This is a genomic window from Streptomyces sp. NPDC002676 (genome assembly GCF_053592455.1).
Genome location: NZ_JBSFVT010000004.1, coordinates 356,988 through 375,576, shown reverse-complemented (window position 1 = coordinate 375,576; position 18,589 = coordinate 356,988). Strand labels below are relative to the sequence as shown.

Sequence of the window (18,589 nt, the reverse complement as noted above, 5' to 3'; positions counted from 1 at the left end):
TTGCGTCTGTCCACTTCTGCTCGTAGGAACCTCCAATGCCCACCTCGGCCCCCGCCAAGGTCCCCACCCCCGAACAGCACGGGCAGACGCCCGTTCTCGGCTTCCTCGACCGTTACTTCCGCATCTCCGAGCGCGGCAGTTCCGTGGCCCGCGAGATCCGCGGCGGTTTCGCCACCTTCTTCGCGATGGCCTACATCATCGTGCTGAACCCGATCATCCTCGGCAGCGCGAAGGACATGTACGGGCATCACCTGGACCACGGCCAGCTGGTCACGGCGACGGCGCTGACGGCCGCCTTCACCACCCTGCTCATGGGTGTCATCGGCAACGTGCCGATCGCGCTGGCCGCCGGCCTCGGTGTGAACACGGTCGTCGCGCTCCAGCTCGCGCCCCGGATGACCTGGCCGGACGCGATGGGCATGGTCGTCCTCGCCGGGTTCATCGTCATGCTGCTCGTCGCCACCGGGCTGCGCGAGCGCGTGATGAACGCCGTGCCCTACGGCCTGCGCAAGGCCATCTCCATCGGTATCGGCCTGTTCATCATGCTGATCGGCCTCGTGGACTCCGGCTTCGTCAGCCGTATCCCGGACATCGCCCAGACCACCGTCCCGCTCCAGCTCGGCGGCGACGGTCACCTCAACGGCTGGCCGGTCCTGGTCTTCATCCTCGGCTCCCTGCTCACGCTCGCGCTGATCGTCCGCAAGGTCTCCGGCGCCATCCTGATCTCCATCGTGTCGATGACCGTCCTCGCGATGATCATCAACGCGGTCACCAAGGTGCCGTCCTGGGGCCTGACCACCCCGAAGTGGCCGGGCAACCCGGTCTCCAGCCCCGACTTCGGCCTGATCGGCCAGGTCAGCCCGTTCGGCGGCTTCCACCGGGTCGGCATCCTGACCGGCACCCTCTTCGTCTTCACCGTGCTGCTGTCGTCCTTCTTCGACGCCATGGGCACGATCATGGGCGTCGCCGACGAGGCCAAGCTGACCGACGCCCAGGGCTACATGCCGGGCATCAACAAGGTCCTCTTCATCGACGGCATCGCCGTGGCCGCGGGCGGCGCCAGCTCCTCCTCGGCCACCACCTGCTTCGTGGAGTCCACGGCGGGTGTCGGCGAGGGTGCCCGCACCGGCCTCGCGAACGTGGTCACTGGCGCCCTGTTCGGCGCCGCGCTGTTCCTGACGCCGGTCGCCACGATGGTCCCGTCCCAGGCCGCGACCCCGGCGCTGCTCACGGTGGGCTTCCTGATCCTGGCCGGCTCCGTCAAGGAGATCGACTGGGCGGACTTCACCATCGCCATCCCGGCCTTCGTGACCATGGTGATGATGCCGTTCACCTACTCGATCACCAACGGCATCGGCATGGGCTTCATCACCTTCGTGGTGCTGCGCCTCGCCGCCGGCCGCGCCAGGGAGATCCCGGCGGCGATGTACGTCGTCTCGGCCGTCTTCGTCTTCTACTACCTGATGCCGGCCCTGGGTCTGACCTGATCGATCCGCTACGGCGTCAGGTGACGCCGTAGAACTTCTCCGTCTCCTCGACGGCGGTCTGGAACCGTTCGTCGAAGTCGTCCCGAATGAGCGTGCGGACCACATAGTCCTGCACGCTCATTCCTCTTTTCGCCGCGTGGTGCCGGAGCCTCTCGAGCAGCTCACCGTCTATGCGCAGGCTGAGCACACTGGTCGCCATGTCTACGAGGGTCGCCACATCCGGCCACTCCGCGGGTCACTTTCCGGCACCTCCTCACCCGTACGGGTGATCAGTGGGTTCAGTGACCGCCATCACGGGCATTCGGGCGCGTTCCGCTGGTCTTTAGAGAGGGTAATGAGTTACTCTAAAGAACATGCCGGACCTTACCCATGGCGACGACGCTGCCGCCGTGAACGCTCTTCGCTCCGCAGTGATGCGGCTGTCCCGTCGGCTCAAGCACCAGCGGGTCGACGAGTCGCTGAGCCCCACCGAGATGTCGGTGCTCGGCACCCTCTCCCGCTGCGGCTCCGCCACCCCGGGTGAACTCGCCCGCAAGGAGCACGTCCAGCCGCCGTCGATGACCCGCATCGTCGCGCTGCTCGAGGCCAAGGGGCTGGTCAGGCTGGAGCCGCACCCCGAGGACCGGCGCCAGAAGGTCGTCACCCAGACCGAGCAGGCCGAGGCGATGCTCGAAGAGAGCCGCCGCAAGCGCAACGCCTTCCTGGCGGGCCTGGTCGAGGGCCTCGACGAGGACGAGTGGGCCAAACTGCGCGCCGCCGCCCCCGTGCTGGAGAAGCTCGCGCACCTGTAAGCAGTCCCCGTAAGGAGGCGAACCCACTTGAGTACGGGATCCGGAGCACTTTCCGCCCCCGCACCTACCGCCCACAACCCCCGCAAGTCCTCGATGTTCAGCTCGCTGAAGAACCGGAACTACCGCCTGTTCTTCATAGGCCAGGCCGTGTCCAACACCGGCACCTGGATGCAGCGCATCGCCCAGGACTGGCTCGTCCTCAGCCTCACCGGATCCTCCGCGGCCGTCGGCATCACGACGGCCCTGCAGTTCCTGCCGATGCTGCTGTTCGGCCTCTACGGCGGCGTCCTCGTGGACCGCCTCCCCAAGCGCCCCACGCTGATGGTCACCCAGGTGTGGATGGCCGTCACCGGCCTCGTGCTCGCCGCGCTGACGCTCACCGGCCAGGTCCAGGTCTGGCACGTCTACGTCGCCGCGTTCGCCGTCGGCCTCGCCACGGTGGTCGACAACCCGGCCCGCCAGTCCTTCGTCTCCGAAATGGTCGGCCCGGACCAGCTGCAGAACGCGGTCAGCCTGAACTCCGCGAACTTCCAGTCCGCCCGCCTGGTCGGCCCCGCCGTCGCCGGTCTCATGATCACCGGCGTGGGCACCGGCTGGGCGTTCCTCGCCAACGGCCTGTCCTTCGCCGCCCCCCTCGCCGGCCTGCTGCTCATGCGCACCCGCGAGCTGCACGTGGTCGAGCGCGCCCCGCGCGGCAAGGGCCAGCTGCGGGAAGGCCTGCGCCATGTCGCCGGCCGCCCCGAACTGGTCTGGCCGATCGTGCTGGTCGGGTTCGTCGGCACCTTCGGCTTCAACTTCCCGGTCTGGCTCTCCGCCTACGCCGACGACATCTTCCACGCCGGTGCCGGCAGCTACAGCCTCTTCAACACCCTGATCGCCGTCGGCTCCCTGGGAGGCGCACTGCTCGCCGCCCGCCGCGGCACCGCCCGGCTCCGGGTGCTGACCGCCGCCGCGCTGGCCTTCGGCACGCTGGAGATCGTGGCCGCGCTGGCGCCGTCGTACTGGCTGTTCGCGCTGCTCATGGTCCCGATCGGGGTGTGCGGGCTCACGGTCAACGTCACCGCGAACACGGCCGTCCAGATGGCCACCGACCCGGCCATGCGCGGCCGGGTGATGGCCCTGTTCATGATGGTGTTCATGGGGGGTACGCCGCTGGGCGCGCCCCTCGTCGGCTGGGTCACCGACACCTACGGCCCCCGGGTCGGCTTCGCCGCCGGTGGCGCGGTGTCGGCCGCCGCAGCCGCCGTCATCGGCCTCGTCCTGGCCCGCGCCGGCGGCCTGCGCCTGTCCGTGGGCTGGCATCAGGGCCACCCGCGGGTCCGCTTCGTCCCGCGGGAGCGGGAGCAGCTGGCTACGGCGGCGTGATCCTCCGGGGTCTGCGATGGTGAGGGCATGAGACTCTTCGCCGCGGTGCTGCCCCCGGAGAACGTCATCCATGAACTCGCCGCGACCGTCGCCAAGTTGAAGCAGCTGCCTGGCGCGGAGCGGCTGCGCTGGACCAGCCGGCCCGGCTGGCACTTCACGCTCGCCTTCTACGGTGAGGTCGGCGAGGAGGTCGTACCCGAGCTGTCGGACCGCCTGGAGCGTGCGGTCCGGCACACGGACCCCTTCCCGCTGGCCCTGCGGGGCGGCGGACATTTCGGGCGCGGACAGGTGCTGTGGGTGGGCGCGGACGGGGACCTGCCGACGATGCGGCGGCTGGCCGACCGCGCGGAGGCCGCGGGCCGGAAGTCCGGCCTCGACATGGGCGACCACCGCCGCTACACGGCCCACCTCACGGTGGCGCGCAGCCGGCATCCGGTGCACGTACGACCGTACGTCGACGCGCTCGCCGAGTTCACCAGCCCGGCCTGGACGGTGGCCGACCTCGTGCTGATGCGCAGCAACCTGCCGAAGTCGGGGGTGGCGGGGGAGCAGCCGCGGTACGAGGCGGTTGCCCGCTGGCCTCTCGGCGGCGTTGGTTAGGCTCGGTCACGTGGACCCGAAAACCCGGAACCGGATCATGGCCGGTGTGCTTGTGCTGTTGTTCGTGGTGGTGGCTTTGTCCTCCGCGGTGAAGTAGACGCCGGGGCCGGGGAACTACGGCCGGCTGTGGCTGGTCGCGAGTTCCCCGCGCCCCTGTCTTGGCTCTACCAGGCGAAGGCCTCCGGGGACGGCCCCGGTCCCGGGAAGATCTCGTCCAGCCCTGAGAGCAGCTCCTCGCTCAGCTTCAGCTCGACCGCCCGCAGCGCGGACTCCAGCTGCTCGGCCGTACGCGGACCGACGATGGGCCCTGTCACGCCCGGCCGGGTCAGCAGCCAGGCCAGGGCGACCTCGCCGGGCTCCAGGCCGTGCTTGTCGAGCAGGTCCTCGTAGGACTGGATCCGGGCGCGGGCAGCGGGGTCGGCGAGGGTGTCGGCGGCCCGCCCGGAGGCGCGGCGACCGCCCTGGACCTCCTTCTTGATCACCCCGCCCAGCAGACCGCCGTGCAGCGGCGACCAGGGGATGACCCCGAGGCCGTACTCCTGCGCGGCCGGGATGACCTCCATCTCGGCGCGGCGCTCGAAGAGGTTGTACAGGCACTGCTCGCTGACCAGCCCGATGGTGCCGCCGCGCCGGGCGGCGATCTCGTTGGCCTGGGCGATCTTGTAGCCGGGGAAGTTGGAGGAGCCGACGTAGAGGATCTTGCCCTGCTGGACCAGTACGTCGATGGCCTGCCAGATCTCCTCGAAGGGAGTGTCACGGTCGACGTGATGGAACTGGTAGACGTCGATGTAGTCCGTCTTCAGCCGCTTCAGGCTGGCGTCCACCGCGCGCCGGATGTTGAGGGCGGAGAGCTTGTCGTGGTTGGGCCAGGCCTGATCGCCGTCGGGGGCCATGTTGGCGTACACCTTGGTGGCGAGGACGACCTTGTCGCGCCGCTCACCGCCCTTGGCGAACCAGTTGCCGATGATCTCCTCGGTACGGCCCTTGTTCTCGCCCCAGCCGTACACGTTGGCGGTGTCGAAGAAGTTGATGCCCGCGCCCAGCGCCGCGTCCATGATGACGTGGCTGCCGTCCTCGTCGGTCTGCGGGCCGAAGTTCATGGTGCCGAGGACAAGTCGGCTGACCTTGAGTCCCGTGCGTCCTAGCTGCGTGTACTTCATGGTCCATTAGCCAACGGCTTGGAGTGGGCTCTAGGCAAGCAACCTAGTCGCGGGGGAAGTCGTCGGTTTTGAGGGTGAGGTCGACCACCGTGCCGGTGAGGTCGATGTCGGTGCCGAAGTCCACCGACGTCCTCATGGCGTAGTCGCCGTCCTTGGGGTGGGTGTAGGCGTAGCACCGCCCTTGGTAGGGATCGGCGATGACGTAGACGGGGACCTCGGCCATCGCATAGGCAGTCTTCTTCGGGCCGTAGTCGTTGGCGGCCGTACCCGCGGAGATGACCTCGGCGATGAATTTCACGTCCTGGTACTGCCAGTGGCCGTCGTCGTCTGCCCTCGCCTCGTCGCTGAGCATGGCGACGTCCGGGCAGAAGCCGTTCTCGTGGCCCGGGAAGTCGATCCGGACGTCCGTGAACGCTGTGACCTCCCTTCCGAACCTGTCCTCAAGGGCCCACAGGATCCGGCGGATGATCTGCCAATGCGTGTTCCGCTGCGGCGTCATATGGACGTTGCCCCCGACGATCTCGACCCTGAATCCTTCGGGGACGGGCATCCGCTCAAGGCGCTCGAACCACTCGTCCAAACGCTTGGTGTTGGCGTCGGCGTCGGCCATCTCGATCCTGTCTTCCAGGATGGTCATCGTGGCGCTCCTCCCCGGCCGCCCACGGACGTGTGCAGCCGCGCAGTTCAACGATACGCACGGTGACCAGGAGTCGCCGGAATCAGGTCAACTTGTTCAGGCCGCGTACGCCTGTCCGACCCCCCACGCCTCCCACATCGCCCCCGCGAACGCCCCCGCGATCCGGTGCTCCCCGCTCGCGTTGGGATGCGTGCCGTCGTAGGTGTCGGCGTGGATGTCGTACGACTCCGGGGGCGAGGCCAGCAGGATCGGGGAGCGGGGCTCGTCCAGGTCGGCGACCGCCTTGGCGAGCAGGACGTTGAAGCGGTCCACCTGCTCGGCGAAGGGCGGATCCGCCTGCGCCCGTATGTTCGGGATCACCGGCAGCAGGACCATACGTATGTGCGGCTCGGCCTCCCGCGCCCCCGCGACGAAGGCGCGCACGTTCTCCGCCGTCTGCTCGGCGTTCGTGTAGAAGCCCAGGTCGATCAGGCCCAGGGAGACCAGCAGTACGTCCGGACGGTGTTCGCGCACCGCCTCCCCGATCAGCGGGGCCATGTGCAGCCACCCCTCGCCCCAGCCTGCGAGGTGGAAGCGGGGGAAGCCGGGGTCGGCGTAGGCGTACGACGTCGGGGCGTCGGCGCCCTTGTCGTACAGCTCCTCGCGCGGGCCGACGAAGGTGAACGGGCCACCGTACGTCCCGCACAGGTGTCGCCACAGCCGGTAGCGCCACGTGTGCTCGCCCGCACTGCCGATCGTCATGGAGTCACCTACGGGCATGAACCTGAGCATCCGCACATCATGGACGATCACCGCCCCCGGTGGCGTGTGAGGCCCACCACGCCCGCCGAACCCCCGGCGGGGATGGCAGGCTTGGGGCATGCGTCGATCGTTCGCTCTCCTCGCCGGGGCCCTTCTCGTGGGCGCGTTCGCCGTGCCCGCCTCCGCCGCGGACGGAGACCAGGGGTTCACGATCAAGGATCCGCGGATCGCCGAGTCCAGCGGCCTGGCCGCCTCCCATCTGCACCCCGGCATCTACTGGACGCACAACGACAGCAACGACGGCCCGTACATCTACGCCGTGGACAGTGCGACCGGGAAGACCGTCGCCACCGTGACGCTGCGCGGCATCGGCTCCCCGCGGGACGTCGAGGCCATCTCCATCGGCCCGGACCACCAGATCTACGTCGGCGACATCGGCGACAACCTCGGCGGCAAGTGGCCGTACGTGTGGATCTACCGGCTGCCCGAGCCGAAGGTGCTGAAGGACCAGACGGTCACGGCCAAGCAGTACGTGGTGAAGTACGCGGACGGGCCGAGGAACGCCGAGTCGCTGATCGTCCACCCGAAGACCGGGCGTGTGTACATCGTCGACAAGAAGGAGGACGGCGGGCACCTCTACGAGGGCCCCGCGACCCTCTCGCCGTCCGGTACGAACGTGTTCAAGCCGGTGGCCACCGTCGACCTCTGGGCCACCGACGCCGCCTTCTCGCCGGACGGGCAACAGCTCGTCGTGCGCGGCTACTTCGGCGGCATCTACTACGACTGGAACGGCGGCCGGATCAAGCGCGAGGGCCGGCTCGACGTGCCCTTGCAGCAGCAGGGCGAGTCGGTCACCTACTCCGCCGACGGTACGAAGCTGCTGTTGGGCAGCGAGGGCGCGGACAGCCCGGTGCAGGTGCAGGACGCTCCGGGCGACCATGCTGGCAAGTCGCAGTCGGGCGGCGGTAGTTCAGCTGCGGCGGGCGGCGGCTCCGGCGGTGTCAGTGTGAAGGTCGGCGCCGCCGTCGTCGCCGGGGCGCTCGCCCTGTTCGGGCTGCGGAGGCTGCGGCGGAGAGGCTGAGCGATCACCGGTCGGTGGGCTCCGCCCACTTTCCGACCGGCGGTTCCTCCCCGCTGGGCCGCAGCTCGTAGTGCAGCGTTTGTGCGCGCATCAGCTTGTGGGCGAGTGGCACCACCACCCCTTGCGCAATGGGGTACTTGTGCCGAAGCAGCTTGGCCGCGTGCTGTTCCTCCGGGCTGCCGTGCTCCAGCAGCCGTGCCCGTGCGTGGATCTGCGGGCCGGTGGGGGCGCCGCGCACGGTGGCGGGGGCGAGTTCCACCTCGGGGTTGTTGTGGATGCGCCTGACCTTCCGGGCGGATGCCGCGGTGCGGACGTAGGCGTGGTCTCCCTCGACGGCGATGTTCATGGGTGTGCCGATGCCGGTGCCGTCCTTCTTGTGGGTCGTGAGGAGGGCGGCGTACTGCTTGACGAAGGGGGCGAGCACGGAGCTCGTACGCGAACTGGTCATACCTCCCATACAGGCATCAATAGCCGCACTTGTCACCCTGACGGGTCCGTCGGGGCCCTGCATGGGAGCGCTCCCGCAAGGGGTGCCCCGAACAGCGGGTCTGCCGGGGCCACCCGTCTGCCTCACCGCCTCCCTTGGGGCCGGGCGTCCTTGCGGGGGCGTTCGAGGGTGAAGGTGTCCACAGGGGTGAGGTCGGCGTAGGGGCCGTCGAAGGTGTAGTAGGTGACGTGTATCCGGGTGCGGCCGGTGCGGCGGTCACCGGGATCCACGTCGAAAGCCGCGAAGCCGTGGGTGTGGACGCGGTCCTGGACGGCGCGCCAGGGGGCGTCCTCGGTGATGTAGACCGGCTTGCGGTGGCGACCCTGCATCTCCGTGCTCAGGTCGACGACGACCCGGCCCTTGGGCTCGTCGAACAGGGCGTCCTGGTTGGTTGCGAAATTGCCGCCGCCCCCGATGATCATGTGGACGGTGCCCTTGCTGCTGTCGATGACATCGGTGCTGGTGGAGACCGGAATCGGGGTGAGGCCCTCGCTCGGCAGGGCACCGCGGACCGGCAGTGACCGCTCGTAGTAGTGCTCGTGCCCGCAGAGCACCAGGTCGACCTCGTACGTGTCGAAGAGCGGGCCCCATGCCTTGCGGATCCCGAGGTCGCTGCCGCTGCCGGTGAGACTGCTGGAGATCATCGGGTGGTGCATGAAGACGACGATCCAGTCGATCCCGTCGTTCCCCCGTGCCGCCTTCAACTCCCTTTCGAGCCAGCGGCGTTGTGCCCCGTCGGAGTATCCGTTCACATAGGTGTCGCCGGAGTCCTGGATCGCCACGTCGTCATTGGCCAGGCTGATGAAGCGCACGGAGCCGACGGTGAAGGCGTACCACAGGCCCTCGGTCTCGGGATCGGCGGCGGCCGTCGACTCGGGCAGGGTGAAGTAGGTCTGGTAACCGCTCACCCCCAAAGGGCCGTTGCCCTTCTCGTTCTCGCCGTTGCCGACGCAGGGCATCCACGGGCGCAGCCGCGTCGAACGGCTGTTGCTGATGAACCAGTCCGCCCAGGTCGCCACGCGGTCCTCACCGATGACGCCGGCCGCACCGGCATAGCACAGGTCGCCGTTCAGCAGGTTGAACAGCGGATCGACCCGTTCCACCGCGGCCACGATGTCGGCGGAGGCCGGAGTGCCGGCCTGGGTGCTGGTGTAGAGCGGGAAGTGTCCCGCGGGCGAAGGGGCGGGGGCTCCCGCAGGCCACTGGACGACCCGCCGCAGGTTGGGCGTGCCCTGGTCGCCGAAGCTGGTGAAGGTGAACGCGGTGCGACCGCGCGGCGCCGTGGTGAACGAACCGCTCTCCGGTACGGCCCCGTCGTGCCCGGCCGAGTACAGGTAGGTGGTTTCCGGCCGCAGCCTGCTGAGGCGGGCGTGGTGGACGTACACCTCCTGTCCGGAGAGCCCGTCGCGGTAGGTGCGGGTCTCGGCGTCGACCACCTGCCCGTCGCCTCCGTCCGGGCAGCCCAGGCGCACCTGCGGGCGGCGTACGGACTGCGGGCTGATCCAGGAGACGGTCATCTCGGTGGCGGGGTCGGCCCCGAACTGGAGGTGCAGCCCTGTCACGCCGGGCACGCCGAGGCTGCCCGGTGTGCGCTGGAGCAAGGGGAGTGGAGCGGACTGTGAACGGCCGGAGGCTTCAGCGCTCCCCGCGGTGCCGAGTGCGGTGGTGGCCGCGGCAACCGTCGAACCGGTCAGTAATGATCTGCGTGCGATCGGCATGTAACGCCCTTGTGAGGTAGCGATGTTGGTCCGTGCACCCTAACAACGGCCGCCACGCTCCAGCGGGCGCATGCACTGGCCGCCCAACACACAGAAAAAGGCAAGGAGTTCGCCCACTCCTTGCCACTCTCAACGTATAGCGCACGGGGGGCCTTGCGGCAAGCCCCCGCCGGTGCCGCAGAATCGTCGGCCGAAGCCAGTTGGAGCTGCGGAAATGGGGGATCACATCATGCGTGTGCTGTTGTCCACGTTCGGGTCGCGCGGGGACGTCGAACCGATGGCGGGGCTCGCCGTGGCGCTGCGGGAACTCGGCGCGGAGGTGCGGGTGTGCGCGCCGCCGGACGAGGACTTCGCTCAGCGGCTGGCCGGTGTCGGCGTGCCGATGGTGCCGGTCGGCCCGTCCGCACGGGCGCTGACCAAGGCGGCGCTGCCGCCGTCGTCCATCTCCCAGCGCGCTGCCGCGATCATCGCCGGGCAGCTGGACACGGTCACCGCGGCGGCCGAGGGATGTGACGTGCTGGTGGCGACCGGCATGCTCCCGGCCGCGGCCGGTGCCCTGACGGTGGCCGAGAAGCTGGGCATCCCCTCCGTGTCGGTGACCTTCCAGCAGGTCACCCTGCCCTCGCTCCACCGCCGGCCGCTGGCGTATCCGGGCCGGCCGCTCCCGTCGGAGGTGACCGACAACAAGGTGCTGTGGGAGCAGGACGCCCGGACCGTCAACGACCTGTTCGGGGCGGCGCTCAACACCAACCGCGAGTCGATCGGCCTGCCCCCGGTGGACGACGTCCGCCACTACGTGGTCGGCGACCGGCCGTGGCTGGCGACGGACCCGGCCCTGGACCCGTGGCAGGGGATGGCGGACCTCGACGTCGTACAGACCGGCGCATGGATCGTGCCGGACGAACGCCCGCTGCCGGATGAGCTGTTGGCCTTCCTGGAGGCCGGTGAACCGCCGGTGTACGTCGGCTTCGGCAGTATGCCCATGCACGCGTCGGGGGACGTCGCCCAGGTGGCCGTCGAAGCGGTGCGCGCGCAGGGCCGCCGTGCGGTCCTCTCCCGCGGCTGGGCCGACCTGACCCTGATCGGCGACCAGGACGACTGTTTCGTCGTAGGCGAGGTCAACCACCAGGCCCTGTTCGGCCGGATGGCCGCCGTCGTGCACCACGGCGGCGCGGGCACCACGACGACGGCGGCCCGGGCCGGTGCGCCTCAGGTGGTGGTACCCCAGCTGGCGGACCAGCCGTACTGGGCCGGCCGGGTGGCCGAGCTGGGCATCGGCGTGGCCCACGACGGTCCGACCCCCACCTTCGACTCCCTGTCGGCCGCGCTCAAGGCGGCCCTGACGTCCGAAGTCCACCACCGGGCGAAGGCCGTTGCGGGCACGGTCCGCACCGACGGTGCTGCGGTGGCCGCGAGGCTGCTGTCCGACACTGTTACCTCTCTCCGCCGCGAACCGTCAGGGCAGTGAAGGCAACACGAAAGCCCGAAGGAGACGGCGATGGAAGCACGTTCGATCACGGCGGAGGTCCCGATGGTTCCGCGGATGTCCGAGGACCCCGCGGAGCTCGTCCCCGAGCTGGCGGAGGTCTCCGCGGCGCTGTTCAGGGCCGCCGGCAACGGTTCGGTACCGCGCTCCACGATCAGCCTGGTCCAGCTGCGCGCCGGCCAGATCGTCGGCAGTACCTACCTGACCGTGCTGCACACGGGCTTCCTGCGCAAGGCCGGGGAGTCGGAGGAGCGGATCACCTCGGTGGCGTCCTGGCAGGACTCGCCGTACTTCACCGGTGCCGAGCGTGCCGCGCTCGCACTGGTGGAAGCCGTGCTCCAGCCGTCGGTGGACGGCGAGCGAGTCTCCGACGAGCTGTACGCGCAGGCGGCCGAGCACTACGAGGCCAAGGCGCTCGCCACACTCATGTTCGCGATCGGCCAGGTCAACTTCTTCATCCCCATAGCGCTCATCGCCAAGCCGGTGCCCGGGCGGTCGTTCACCGACCCGTGGAAGTGAAGTAACCCGCCGAAACGACCGATCGAGCAAGGGCGCCCCGCGGTACTCCGCAGGGCGCCCTTCACCGTCGTACGACCGCAACAGTGATCAGAGGTTCTCGGACGGGAGCTTCTCGGATGAGAGCTTCTCGGATCAGAGCTTCTCGATCACGTAGTCGATGCACCGCGTCAGCGCCTCGACGTCCGCCGGGTCGACCGCCGGGAACATCGCGATGCGCAGCTGGTTGCGGCCGAGCTTGCGGTACGGCTCGGTGTCCACGATGCCGTTGGCGCGCAGCGCCTTGGCGACGGCCGCCGCGTCGATCTCGTCGGAGAAGTCGATCGTGCCGATGACCTGGGAGCGCTTGGCCGGGTCCGAGACGAACGGGGTGGCGTACTTGCTCTCCTCCGCCCAGGTGTACAGGCGGGTGGACGAGTCCTTCGTACGGGCCGTGGACCAGGCCAGGCCGCCCTGGCCGTTGAGCCACTCCAGCTGCTGGTTGAGCAGGAAGAGGGTGGCGAGGGCCGGGGTGTTGTACGTCTGGTTCTTGCGGGAGTTGTCGATCGCCGTGGGGAGGCTGAAGAACTCCGGGATGTGGCGGCCGGACGCGTGGATGCGCTCCGCGCGCTCGATCGCGGCCGGGGAGAAGAGAGCGATCCACAGGCCGCCGTCGGCGGCGAACGACTTCTGCGGGGCGAAGTAGTAGACGTCGGTCTCGGCGACGTCGACCGGGAGGCCGCCCGCGCCGGAGGTGGCGTCCACGAGGACGAGCGCGCCCTCGTCGGCGCCGGCCACGCGCTTGATCGGCATGGCGACACCGGTGGAGGTCTCGTTGTGCGTGTAGGCGTAGACGTCGACGCCCGCCTCGGCCTGCGCCTCGGGGTGGGTGCCGGGGTCGGTGGCGATGACGGTGGGCTCGGCCAGCCAGGGCGCGAGCCTCGCGGCCTTGGCGAACTTGGAGGAGAACTCGCCGAAGCTGAGGTGCTGGGACTTGTTCTCGATCAGACCGTGGGTGGCGATGTCCCAGAAGGCGGTGGAGCCGCCGTTGCCCAGGACGACCTCGTAGCCGTCAGGGAGGGAGAACAGGGAGCTGATGCCTTCGCGGACCTGGCCCACCAGGTTCTTGACGGGCGCCTGACGGTGGGAGGTGCCCATGAGGGAGGTACCGGTGGCGGCGAGGGCGTCCAGCGCCTCGGTCCGCACCTTGGAGGGGCCAGCGCCGAAGCGTCCGTCGGCGGGCTTGATGTCAGCGGGGATCTGGATGTCGGCCACGAGTCGGAGGGTATCCGCTGGGCGAAACGGGGAGGAACCGTGTCCGTCGGATGAGACAAGATCGCCGGTTCAATGGACCTGTGAGGTCGTACGACGATACGTGCGGGGCTGTGGAAAAGTCGCGGTGACTGTGTGTGAGCGGATGCATCCTGGACGCATGACGGATCTCTCGGGCCTTGAAGCGGAGCTGCGCAGGGTCGTCCGGGGCGAGGTCGGGTTCGACACGACGTCCCGGGCGCTGGTCACCATGGACGCGTCCAACTACCGGCGTGTCCCGCTGGGAGTGGCCGCGCCGAGAGACGAGGACGACGTGGCCGCCGTTCTGGAGGTGTGCCGGGCGCGCGGGGTGCCCGTGGTCGCGCGCGGCGGGGGTACGTCGATCGCCGGACAGGCGACGGGTACCGGTGTCGTGCTGGATTTCACCCGGCACATGAACGGGCTGCTGGAGCTGGACCCGGGCACCCGCACCGCCGTCGTACAGCCGGGCCTCGTCCTCGACCGGCTCCAGGAGGCCGCGGCCCCGCACGGCCTGCGCTTCGGCCCCGACCCGTCCACACACAGCCGGTGCACGCTCGGCGGGATGATCGGCAACAACTCCTGCGGTTCCCACTCGGTCGCCTGGGGGACCACCGCGGACAGCGTCCGCGAACTGTCGGTCATCACCGCGCGCGGGCGGCGGCTGCGGCTCGGGCAGGACTGGGCGGGCGCCCCGGACGGGCTGCGCGCCCTGGTCGAGGGCGACCTGGCCCGGCTGCGCACCGGCTTCCCCGAACTGCCGCGCCGCATCTCCGGGTACGCGCTGGACGCGCTGCTGCCCGAGAAGGGGGCCGACGTGGCCCGCTCCTTCTGCGGCTCCGAGGGCACCCTGGGCATCCTCACCGAGGCGGTCGTACGGCTGGTGGAGACGCCACGCGCGCGTGCCCTCGCCGTCCTCGGGTACGCCGACGAGAGCGCCGCGGCCGAGGCCGCCGCGGGCCTGCTGGCGTACAGGCCGCTGACCGTGGAGGGCATGGCGGCCGACCTGGTGCCCTCGTCGGCCGGGCTGCCGCGGGGCGGCGCCTGGCTGTTCGTGGAGGCCGACGGCGAGTCGGCGACGGAGGCACGCGCGCATGCGGAGGCCATCGTCCGCGCGGCCGACGTGGTGGATGCCGCCGTGGTGACGGACCCGGCGGCCCAGCGGGCCCTGTGGCGCATTCGCGAGGACGCGAGCGGCCGGGCGACGCGGATGCCGGACGACGGGCGCACCTCCCTGTCCGGGGGAGAGGCCTGGCCCGGCTGGGAGGACTGCGCGGTGCCGCCCGCCCGGCTCGGCGCCTATCTGCGGGACTTCCGCGCGCTGCTCGCCGCCCACGGTCTGCACGGCACGCCGTACGGCCACTTCGGCGACGGCTGCATCCACGTCCGCATCGACTTCGACCTCCTCACCGACGCCGGCGTCGCCCGCTTCCGGCGCTTCTCGGAGGAAGTGGCCGACCTGGTCGTGGCCCACGGCGGCTCGCTGTCCGGGGAGCACGGCGACGGACAGGCGCGGGCCGAGCTGCTGCCGAGGATGTACGGGGACGAGATGGTGCGGCTCTTCGAACGGGCCAAGGGCATCTGGGACCCCGACGACCTGCTCAACCCCGGCATGCTGGTCCGCCCGGCCCCGCTGGACACCAACCTCCGCTTCGCCGCGCTGCCCCGCGAACCCGTGCCGGTGGCCTTCGGCTACCCGGCCGACGGCGGTGACTTCCGTGCCGCCGTCCGCCGCTGCGTCGGTGTGGCGAAGTGCCGTACGACGACGGTGTCCGGCCCCGCCGTCATGTGCCCGTCCTTCCGCGCGACCGGCGAGGAGGAGCACTCCACACGCGGGCGGGCCCGGCTGCTGCACGAGATGCTCGCCGGTGAACTGGTCACCGACGGCTGGCGGTCCACAGAGGTCAGGGACGCCCTCGACCTGTGCCTGTCCTGCAAGGGCTGCCGCTCGGACTGCCCGGTCGGCGTCGACATGGCCACCTACAAGGCGGAGTTCCTGCATCACCACTACGCGGGCCGCCGCCGCCCCGCCGCGCACCTGTCCATGGGCCGGCTGCCGCAGTGGCTGCGCTGGACGGCCCGGCTGCGCATGGCTCCGCTGCTCAACTCGCTGGCTTCGCTACGGCCGTTGGCGTGGGCGGGGAAGCGGCTCGGGGGGATCGCGCCCGAGCGGGAGATCCCCCGGCTGGCGTCGGAGACGTTCACCCGCTGGTGGCGGCGGCACAAGGCACGCCCGGACGAGGACGGGAACGGGAACGGGAACGGCGACCTGGTCGTCCTCTGGCCGGACACCTTCACCGAGCACCTCTCCCCCTCCGTCGGCCGGGCCGCCGTACGCGTCCTGGAGGCCGCCGGGCTCCGGGTGGCGCTCCCGCCGACCCTGCAACTGCCCAGGGGGCACCGCATCGGAGACGGAAGGTCGAGATCCCCGCTCTCCCTGCTGCCGGCCCGCCGGGCCCGGGTCTGCTGCGGCCTGACCTACGTCTCCACCGGCCAACTCGACCGCGCCCGTACGGTGCTGCGCCGCACCCTGGACCTGATGGAACCGGTGCTGGAGGCCGGGGTACCGGTGGTCGTCCTGGAACCGAGCTGCGCGGCGGCCCTGCGCACCGACCTCCCGGAACTCCTCCACGACGACCCCCGCGCGACCCGGCTCGCGGCAGCGGTCCGCACCTTCGCCGAGACGCTGGAACAGCACGCCCCGTACTGGACCCCACCCTCCGTGAACCGCCCGGTCGCCGGCCAGACCCACTGCCACCAGCATGCGGTCCTCGGCGACACGGCCGACCGGCGACTGCGCGAGTCGGCGGGCCTCACCGGGGAACTGGCCGGCGGCTGCTGCGGCCTGGCGGGCAACTTCGGCTTCGAGAAGGGCCACTTCGAGGTGTCCCGGGCCTGCGCGGAGGAACAGCTCCTGCCGACGGTGCGGCAGGCCCCGGAGGGGGCGGTGATCCTGGCGGACGGTTTCTCGTGCCGTACGCAGCTGGAACAACTGGGGGGCGTACACGGGCGACACCTGGCGGAGGTGTTGGCGGAGGCGCTGGAGAAGGAAACGGAGGAGCGAGGTGACTCGGGGGAGTGAAGTGACCGAGGAATACGGCCGGGTGGCCGTCCTGTCCGACATCCACGGCGTACTGCCCGCCCTGGAGGCCGTCCTGGCCGAGCCCGAGGTGGCCGCGGCAGACCGCCTCGTGCTGACCGGCGACATCACGGCGGGCCCACAGCCGGCGGAGGTGCTGGACCTGCTGCGCGAACAGGGCGACCGGGTGCTGTGGCTGGCGGGAAACGCGGACCGCGAACTGGTGGAGTACCGCCGGGGCGCACGCACCGCAATCCCGGACCCCATAGGCCCGTTCGCGGCGCAGGCGCTCCGCGGGGAGCAGGTCGACTTCCTCGCCGCCCTCCCCAAGACCCTCACCCTGCGTGTCCGGGGCCTGGGCAAAGTGCTGTTCTGCCATGCGACCCCGCGCGACGACGAGGAACTGGTGCTGGTGGACTCCCGCCCGGCCCGCTGGGCCGAGGTCTTCACCGGCCTCGCCCCGGACATCGGCACGGTGGTCTGCGGCCACACCCACATGCCGTACGTCCGCCTGGCCCACGGCCGCCTCGTCATCAACCCCGGCAGCGTCGGCATGCCCTACGGCCGTCCCGGCGCCCACTGGTGCCTCCTCGGCCCCGGCACAGACCTGCGCGTGACGCCGTACGACATCCCGGCGGCGGTGGCCCGGCTGGTGCGCGAGTGCGCCTACCCGGACATGGCCGAGTGGGCCGACTACTTCCTGCACGCCCGGGCCACGGACACGGAGGTACTGGAGGCGTGGGGCCCGAAGGACGGGCGGCCGGACGGGTGAGTGGACGGTCGGGCGGACACCTGGGCTGCCGCCCGCCAGGCCGTCATGTCCGCTGTGGTCCGGTGAGGTGATCAAGATCGTCCGCCTGGAGGTTGCTCCTCGTAGGGTGACGGGACCGACGACCTCGAAGGAGTCCTGCGTATGACCCTCACCCTGCGGCCCATCAGCCGTGCCGAGCATCTTGAGTTCGTGGCGGCCCGGGCCTCGGTCAGTCATATGCAGCTGCCGTCGTGGGGCGATGTGAAGCCCGACTGGCGGGCGGAGAGCGTGGGGTGGTTCGAGGGGGACGGGCGGGTCGTCGGGGTGGGGCTGGTGCTGCTGCGGCCGTTGCCGAAGGTGAAGCGGTATCTGGCGTATCTGCCGGAGGGGCCGGTCATCGACTGGGACGCGCCCGATCTGGAGCGCTGGCTGGAGCCGATGCTGGCTTACCTGAAGGACAAGGGCGCGTTCTCGGTGAAGATGGGGCCGCCCGTCGTCGTACGGCGGTGGAACCCCGGGGCGGTCAAGGCCGCGATCGCCGACCCGGACGCGCGACGGCTGCGGGACGCGGAGGCGACGTCGTACGAACCGCGGGCCTTCGACCTCGCCGACCGGCTGCGCCGCATGGGCTGGCAGCAGACCGAGCCGGGGAGCGAGGAGGGGTTCGCGGCCGGGCAGCCCCGGTACGTCTGCCAGGTTCCGTTCGGTGGGCGGCCGTTGGAGGACATTCACCGGGGGCTGAATCAGCAGTGGCGGCGGAACATCAAGAAGGCCGAGAAGGCCGGGGTGAAGGTCGTACGCGGGGGGTATGACGAGCTGCCGCTCTTCTATGAGCTGTACCGGGAGACGGCCGAGCGGGATCGGTTCATTCCGCGTCCGCTGCCCTACTTCCAGCGCATGTGGAGCGCCCTCGCCGCCGAACACCCCGACCGCATGCGGCTGTACCTCGCCCACCACGAAGGCGACGTCCTGGCCGCGGCCACCATGCTGATCGCCGGCGGGCACGTCTGGTACTCCTACGGCGCCTCCACCAGCCGCAAGCGCGAGGTGCAGCCCAACAACGCGATGCAATGGCGGATGATGGCCGACGCCCACGAGCTGGGCGCCCATGTCTACGACTTCCGGGGCATCACCGACACCCTGGAGGAGTCCAACCACCTGCTCGGCCTGCTCCGCTTCAAGGTGGGCGCCGGCGGCGAGGCCGTCGAGTACCTGGGGGAGTGGGACTTCCCGCTGAACCGGCTGCTGCACAAGGCGCTCGACGTCTACATGGCCCGGCGCTGATCCAGCACCCGGCATCTGACACGCCCGATTCCACCATCCGGGACAGTTCCATAAAGGGTTCACGCTCCTGTCCAAGTCCATTACCCTGGACCTGGTAGTACATCGCGATGAACGAACTCGATCGAGCAGCTGGGACC

17 protein-coding genes are annotated in these 18,589 nt (G+C 70.2%); 10 read left to right on the top strand and 7 right to left on the bottom strand.

Annotated elements, in window-relative coordinates; all coding sequences use genetic code 11:
- Nucleotides 1-35: 35 nt before the first annotated feature.
- Entirely contained in the window at nucleotides 36-1,487 is a 1,452-nt protein-coding gene (locus ACWD3E_RS15000) for an NCS2 family permease (RefSeq protein ID WP_451387961.1), read from the top strand.
- 16 nt (nucleotides 1,488-1,503) lie between these two features.
- On the opposite strand, the gene ACWD3E_RS14995 is transcribed toward ACWD3E_RS15000, so the two are convergent.
- On the bottom strand, nucleotides 1,504-1,686 hold the full coding sequence (locus ACWD3E_RS14995; RefSeq protein ID WP_451387960.1) for a ribbon-helix-helix protein, CopG family: 183 nt from the start codon (nucleotides 1,684-1,686) through the stop codon (nucleotides 1,504-1,506).
- Between the two features lie 154 nt (nucleotides 1,687-1,840).
- Here ACWD3E_RS14995 and ACWD3E_RS14990 point away from each other — a divergent pair, with 154 nt between their 5' ends.
- The 3 genes from ACWD3E_RS14990 to thpR are packed head-to-tail and all read left to right on the top strand — an operon-like array spanning nucleotide 1,841 to nucleotide 4,243.
- Nucleotides 1,841-2,278: a MarR family winged helix-turn-helix transcriptional regulator gene (locus ACWD3E_RS14990; protein ID WP_351543776.1), complete on the top strand. Its 438-nt coding sequence runs from the start codon at nucleotides 1,841-1,843 to the stop codon at nucleotides 2,276-2,278.
- Between the two features lie 27 nt (nucleotides 2,279-2,305).
- Entirely contained in the window at nucleotides 2,306-3,643 is a 1,338-nt protein-coding gene (locus tag ACWD3E_RS14985; protein WP_451387959.1) for an MFS transporter, read from the top strand.
- A gap of 27 nt (nucleotides 3,644-3,670) precedes the next feature.
- Entirely contained in the window at nucleotides 3,671-4,243 is a 573-nt protein-coding gene (gene thpR, locus ACWD3E_RS14980) for an RNA 2',3'-cyclic phosphodiesterase (RefSeq protein WP_451387958.1), read from the top strand.
- 164 nt (nucleotides 4,244-4,407) lie between these two features.
- On the opposite strand, the gene ACWD3E_RS14975 is transcribed toward thpR, so the two are convergent.
- The 3 genes from ACWD3E_RS14975 to ACWD3E_RS14965 form a co-directional block, all read right to left on the bottom strand.
- Nucleotides 4,408-5,403 (bottom strand): aldo/keto reductase, encoded by a 996-nt coding sequence (locus ACWD3E_RS14975; RefSeq protein ID WP_451387957.1) that lies wholly within the window; start codon nucleotides 5,401-5,403, stop codon nucleotides 4,408-4,410.
- Between the two features lie 43 nt (nucleotides 5,404-5,446).
- Nucleotides 5,447-6,040, bottom strand: coding sequence for a Uma2 family endonuclease (locus ACWD3E_RS14970; RefSeq protein ID WP_451387956.1), 594 nt, complete (start codon nucleotides 6,038-6,040; stop codon nucleotides 5,447-5,449).
- A gap of 96 nt (nucleotides 6,041-6,136) precedes the next feature.
- Nucleotides 6,137-6,811 carry an SGNH/GDSL hydrolase family protein gene (locus ACWD3E_RS14965; RefSeq protein WP_451387955.1) on the bottom strand — a complete coding sequence of 225 codons (675 nt, stop codon included), beginning with the start codon at nucleotides 6,809-6,811 and terminating at the stop codon, nucleotides 6,137-6,139.
- Nucleotides 6,812-6,899: 88 nt separating this feature from the next.
- On the opposite strand from ACWD3E_RS14965, the gene ACWD3E_RS14960 reads away from it, so the two are divergent.
- Complete coding sequence (locus ACWD3E_RS14960; RefSeq protein WP_451387954.1) at nucleotides 6,900-7,862, top strand: WD40 repeat domain-containing protein; 963 nt, start codon at nucleotides 6,900-6,902, stop codon at nucleotides 7,860-7,862.
- 4 nt (nucleotides 7,863-7,866) lie between these two features.
- Here the strand turns inward: ACWD3E_RS14960 and ACWD3E_RS14955 are convergent, their stop codons facing one another.
- Together ACWD3E_RS14955 and ACWD3E_RS14950 are read right to left on the bottom strand one after the other, a co-directional pair.
- Nucleotides 7,867-8,310, bottom strand: a complete 444-nt coding sequence (locus tag ACWD3E_RS14955) for a PPOX class F420-dependent oxidoreductase (RefSeq protein ID WP_451387953.1) — start codon at nucleotides 8,308-8,310, stop codon at nucleotides 7,867-7,869.
- Nucleotides 8,311-8,432: 122 nt separating this feature from the next.
- Complete coding sequence (locus ACWD3E_RS14950) at nucleotides 8,433-9,911, bottom strand: purple acid phosphatase family protein (RefSeq protein WP_451387952.1); 1,479 nt, start codon at nucleotides 9,909-9,911, stop codon at nucleotides 8,433-8,435.
- A gap of 385 nt (nucleotides 9,912-10,296) precedes the next feature.
- On the opposite strand from ACWD3E_RS14950, the gene ACWD3E_RS14945 reads away from it, so the two are divergent.
- Together ACWD3E_RS14945 and ACWD3E_RS14940 are read left to right on the top strand one after the other, a co-directional pair.
- Complete coding sequence (locus ACWD3E_RS14945; protein ID WP_451387951.1) at nucleotides 10,297-11,535, top strand: glycosyltransferase; 1,239 nt, start codon at nucleotides 10,297-10,299, stop codon at nucleotides 11,533-11,535.
- A 30-nt stretch (nucleotides 11,536-11,565) separates the two neighbouring features.
- Nucleotides 11,566-12,072 (top strand): carboxymuconolactone decarboxylase family protein, encoded by a 507-nt coding sequence (locus ACWD3E_RS14940; protein WP_451387950.1) that lies wholly within the window; start codon nucleotides 11,566-11,568, stop codon nucleotides 12,070-12,072.
- A 132-nt stretch (nucleotides 12,073-12,204) separates the two neighbouring features.
- Here ACWD3E_RS14940 and serC read toward each other — a convergent pair whose 3' ends face one another.
- Nucleotides 12,205-13,323 (bottom strand): phosphoserine transaminase, encoded by a 1,119-nt coding sequence (gene serC, locus ACWD3E_RS14935; protein ID WP_451387949.1) that lies wholly within the window; start codon nucleotides 13,321-13,323, stop codon nucleotides 12,205-12,207.
- 157 nt (nucleotides 13,324-13,480) lie between these two features.
- Here serC and ACWD3E_RS14930 point away from each other — a divergent pair, with 157 nt between their 5' ends.
- From ACWD3E_RS14930 to ACWD3E_RS14920, 3 genes are all read left to right on the top strand, one after another.
- On the top strand, nucleotides 13,481-16,420 hold the full coding sequence (locus ACWD3E_RS14930; protein ID WP_451387948.1) for an FAD-binding and (Fe-S)-binding domain-containing protein: 2,940 nt from the start codon (nucleotides 13,481-13,483) through the stop codon (nucleotides 16,418-16,420).
- A gap of 1 nt (nucleotide 16,421) precedes the next feature.
- Nucleotides 16,422-17,189, top strand: a complete 768-nt coding sequence (locus ACWD3E_RS14925; RefSeq protein ID WP_451387947.1) for a metallophosphoesterase family protein — start codon at nucleotides 16,422-16,424, stop codon at nucleotides 17,187-17,189.
- 141 nt (nucleotides 17,190-17,330) lie between these two features.
- Entirely contained in the window at nucleotides 17,331-18,452 is a 1,122-nt protein-coding gene (locus ACWD3E_RS14920; protein ID WP_451387946.1) for a lipid II:glycine glycyltransferase FemX, read from the top strand.
- Nucleotides 18,453-18,589 lie beyond the last annotated feature (137 nt).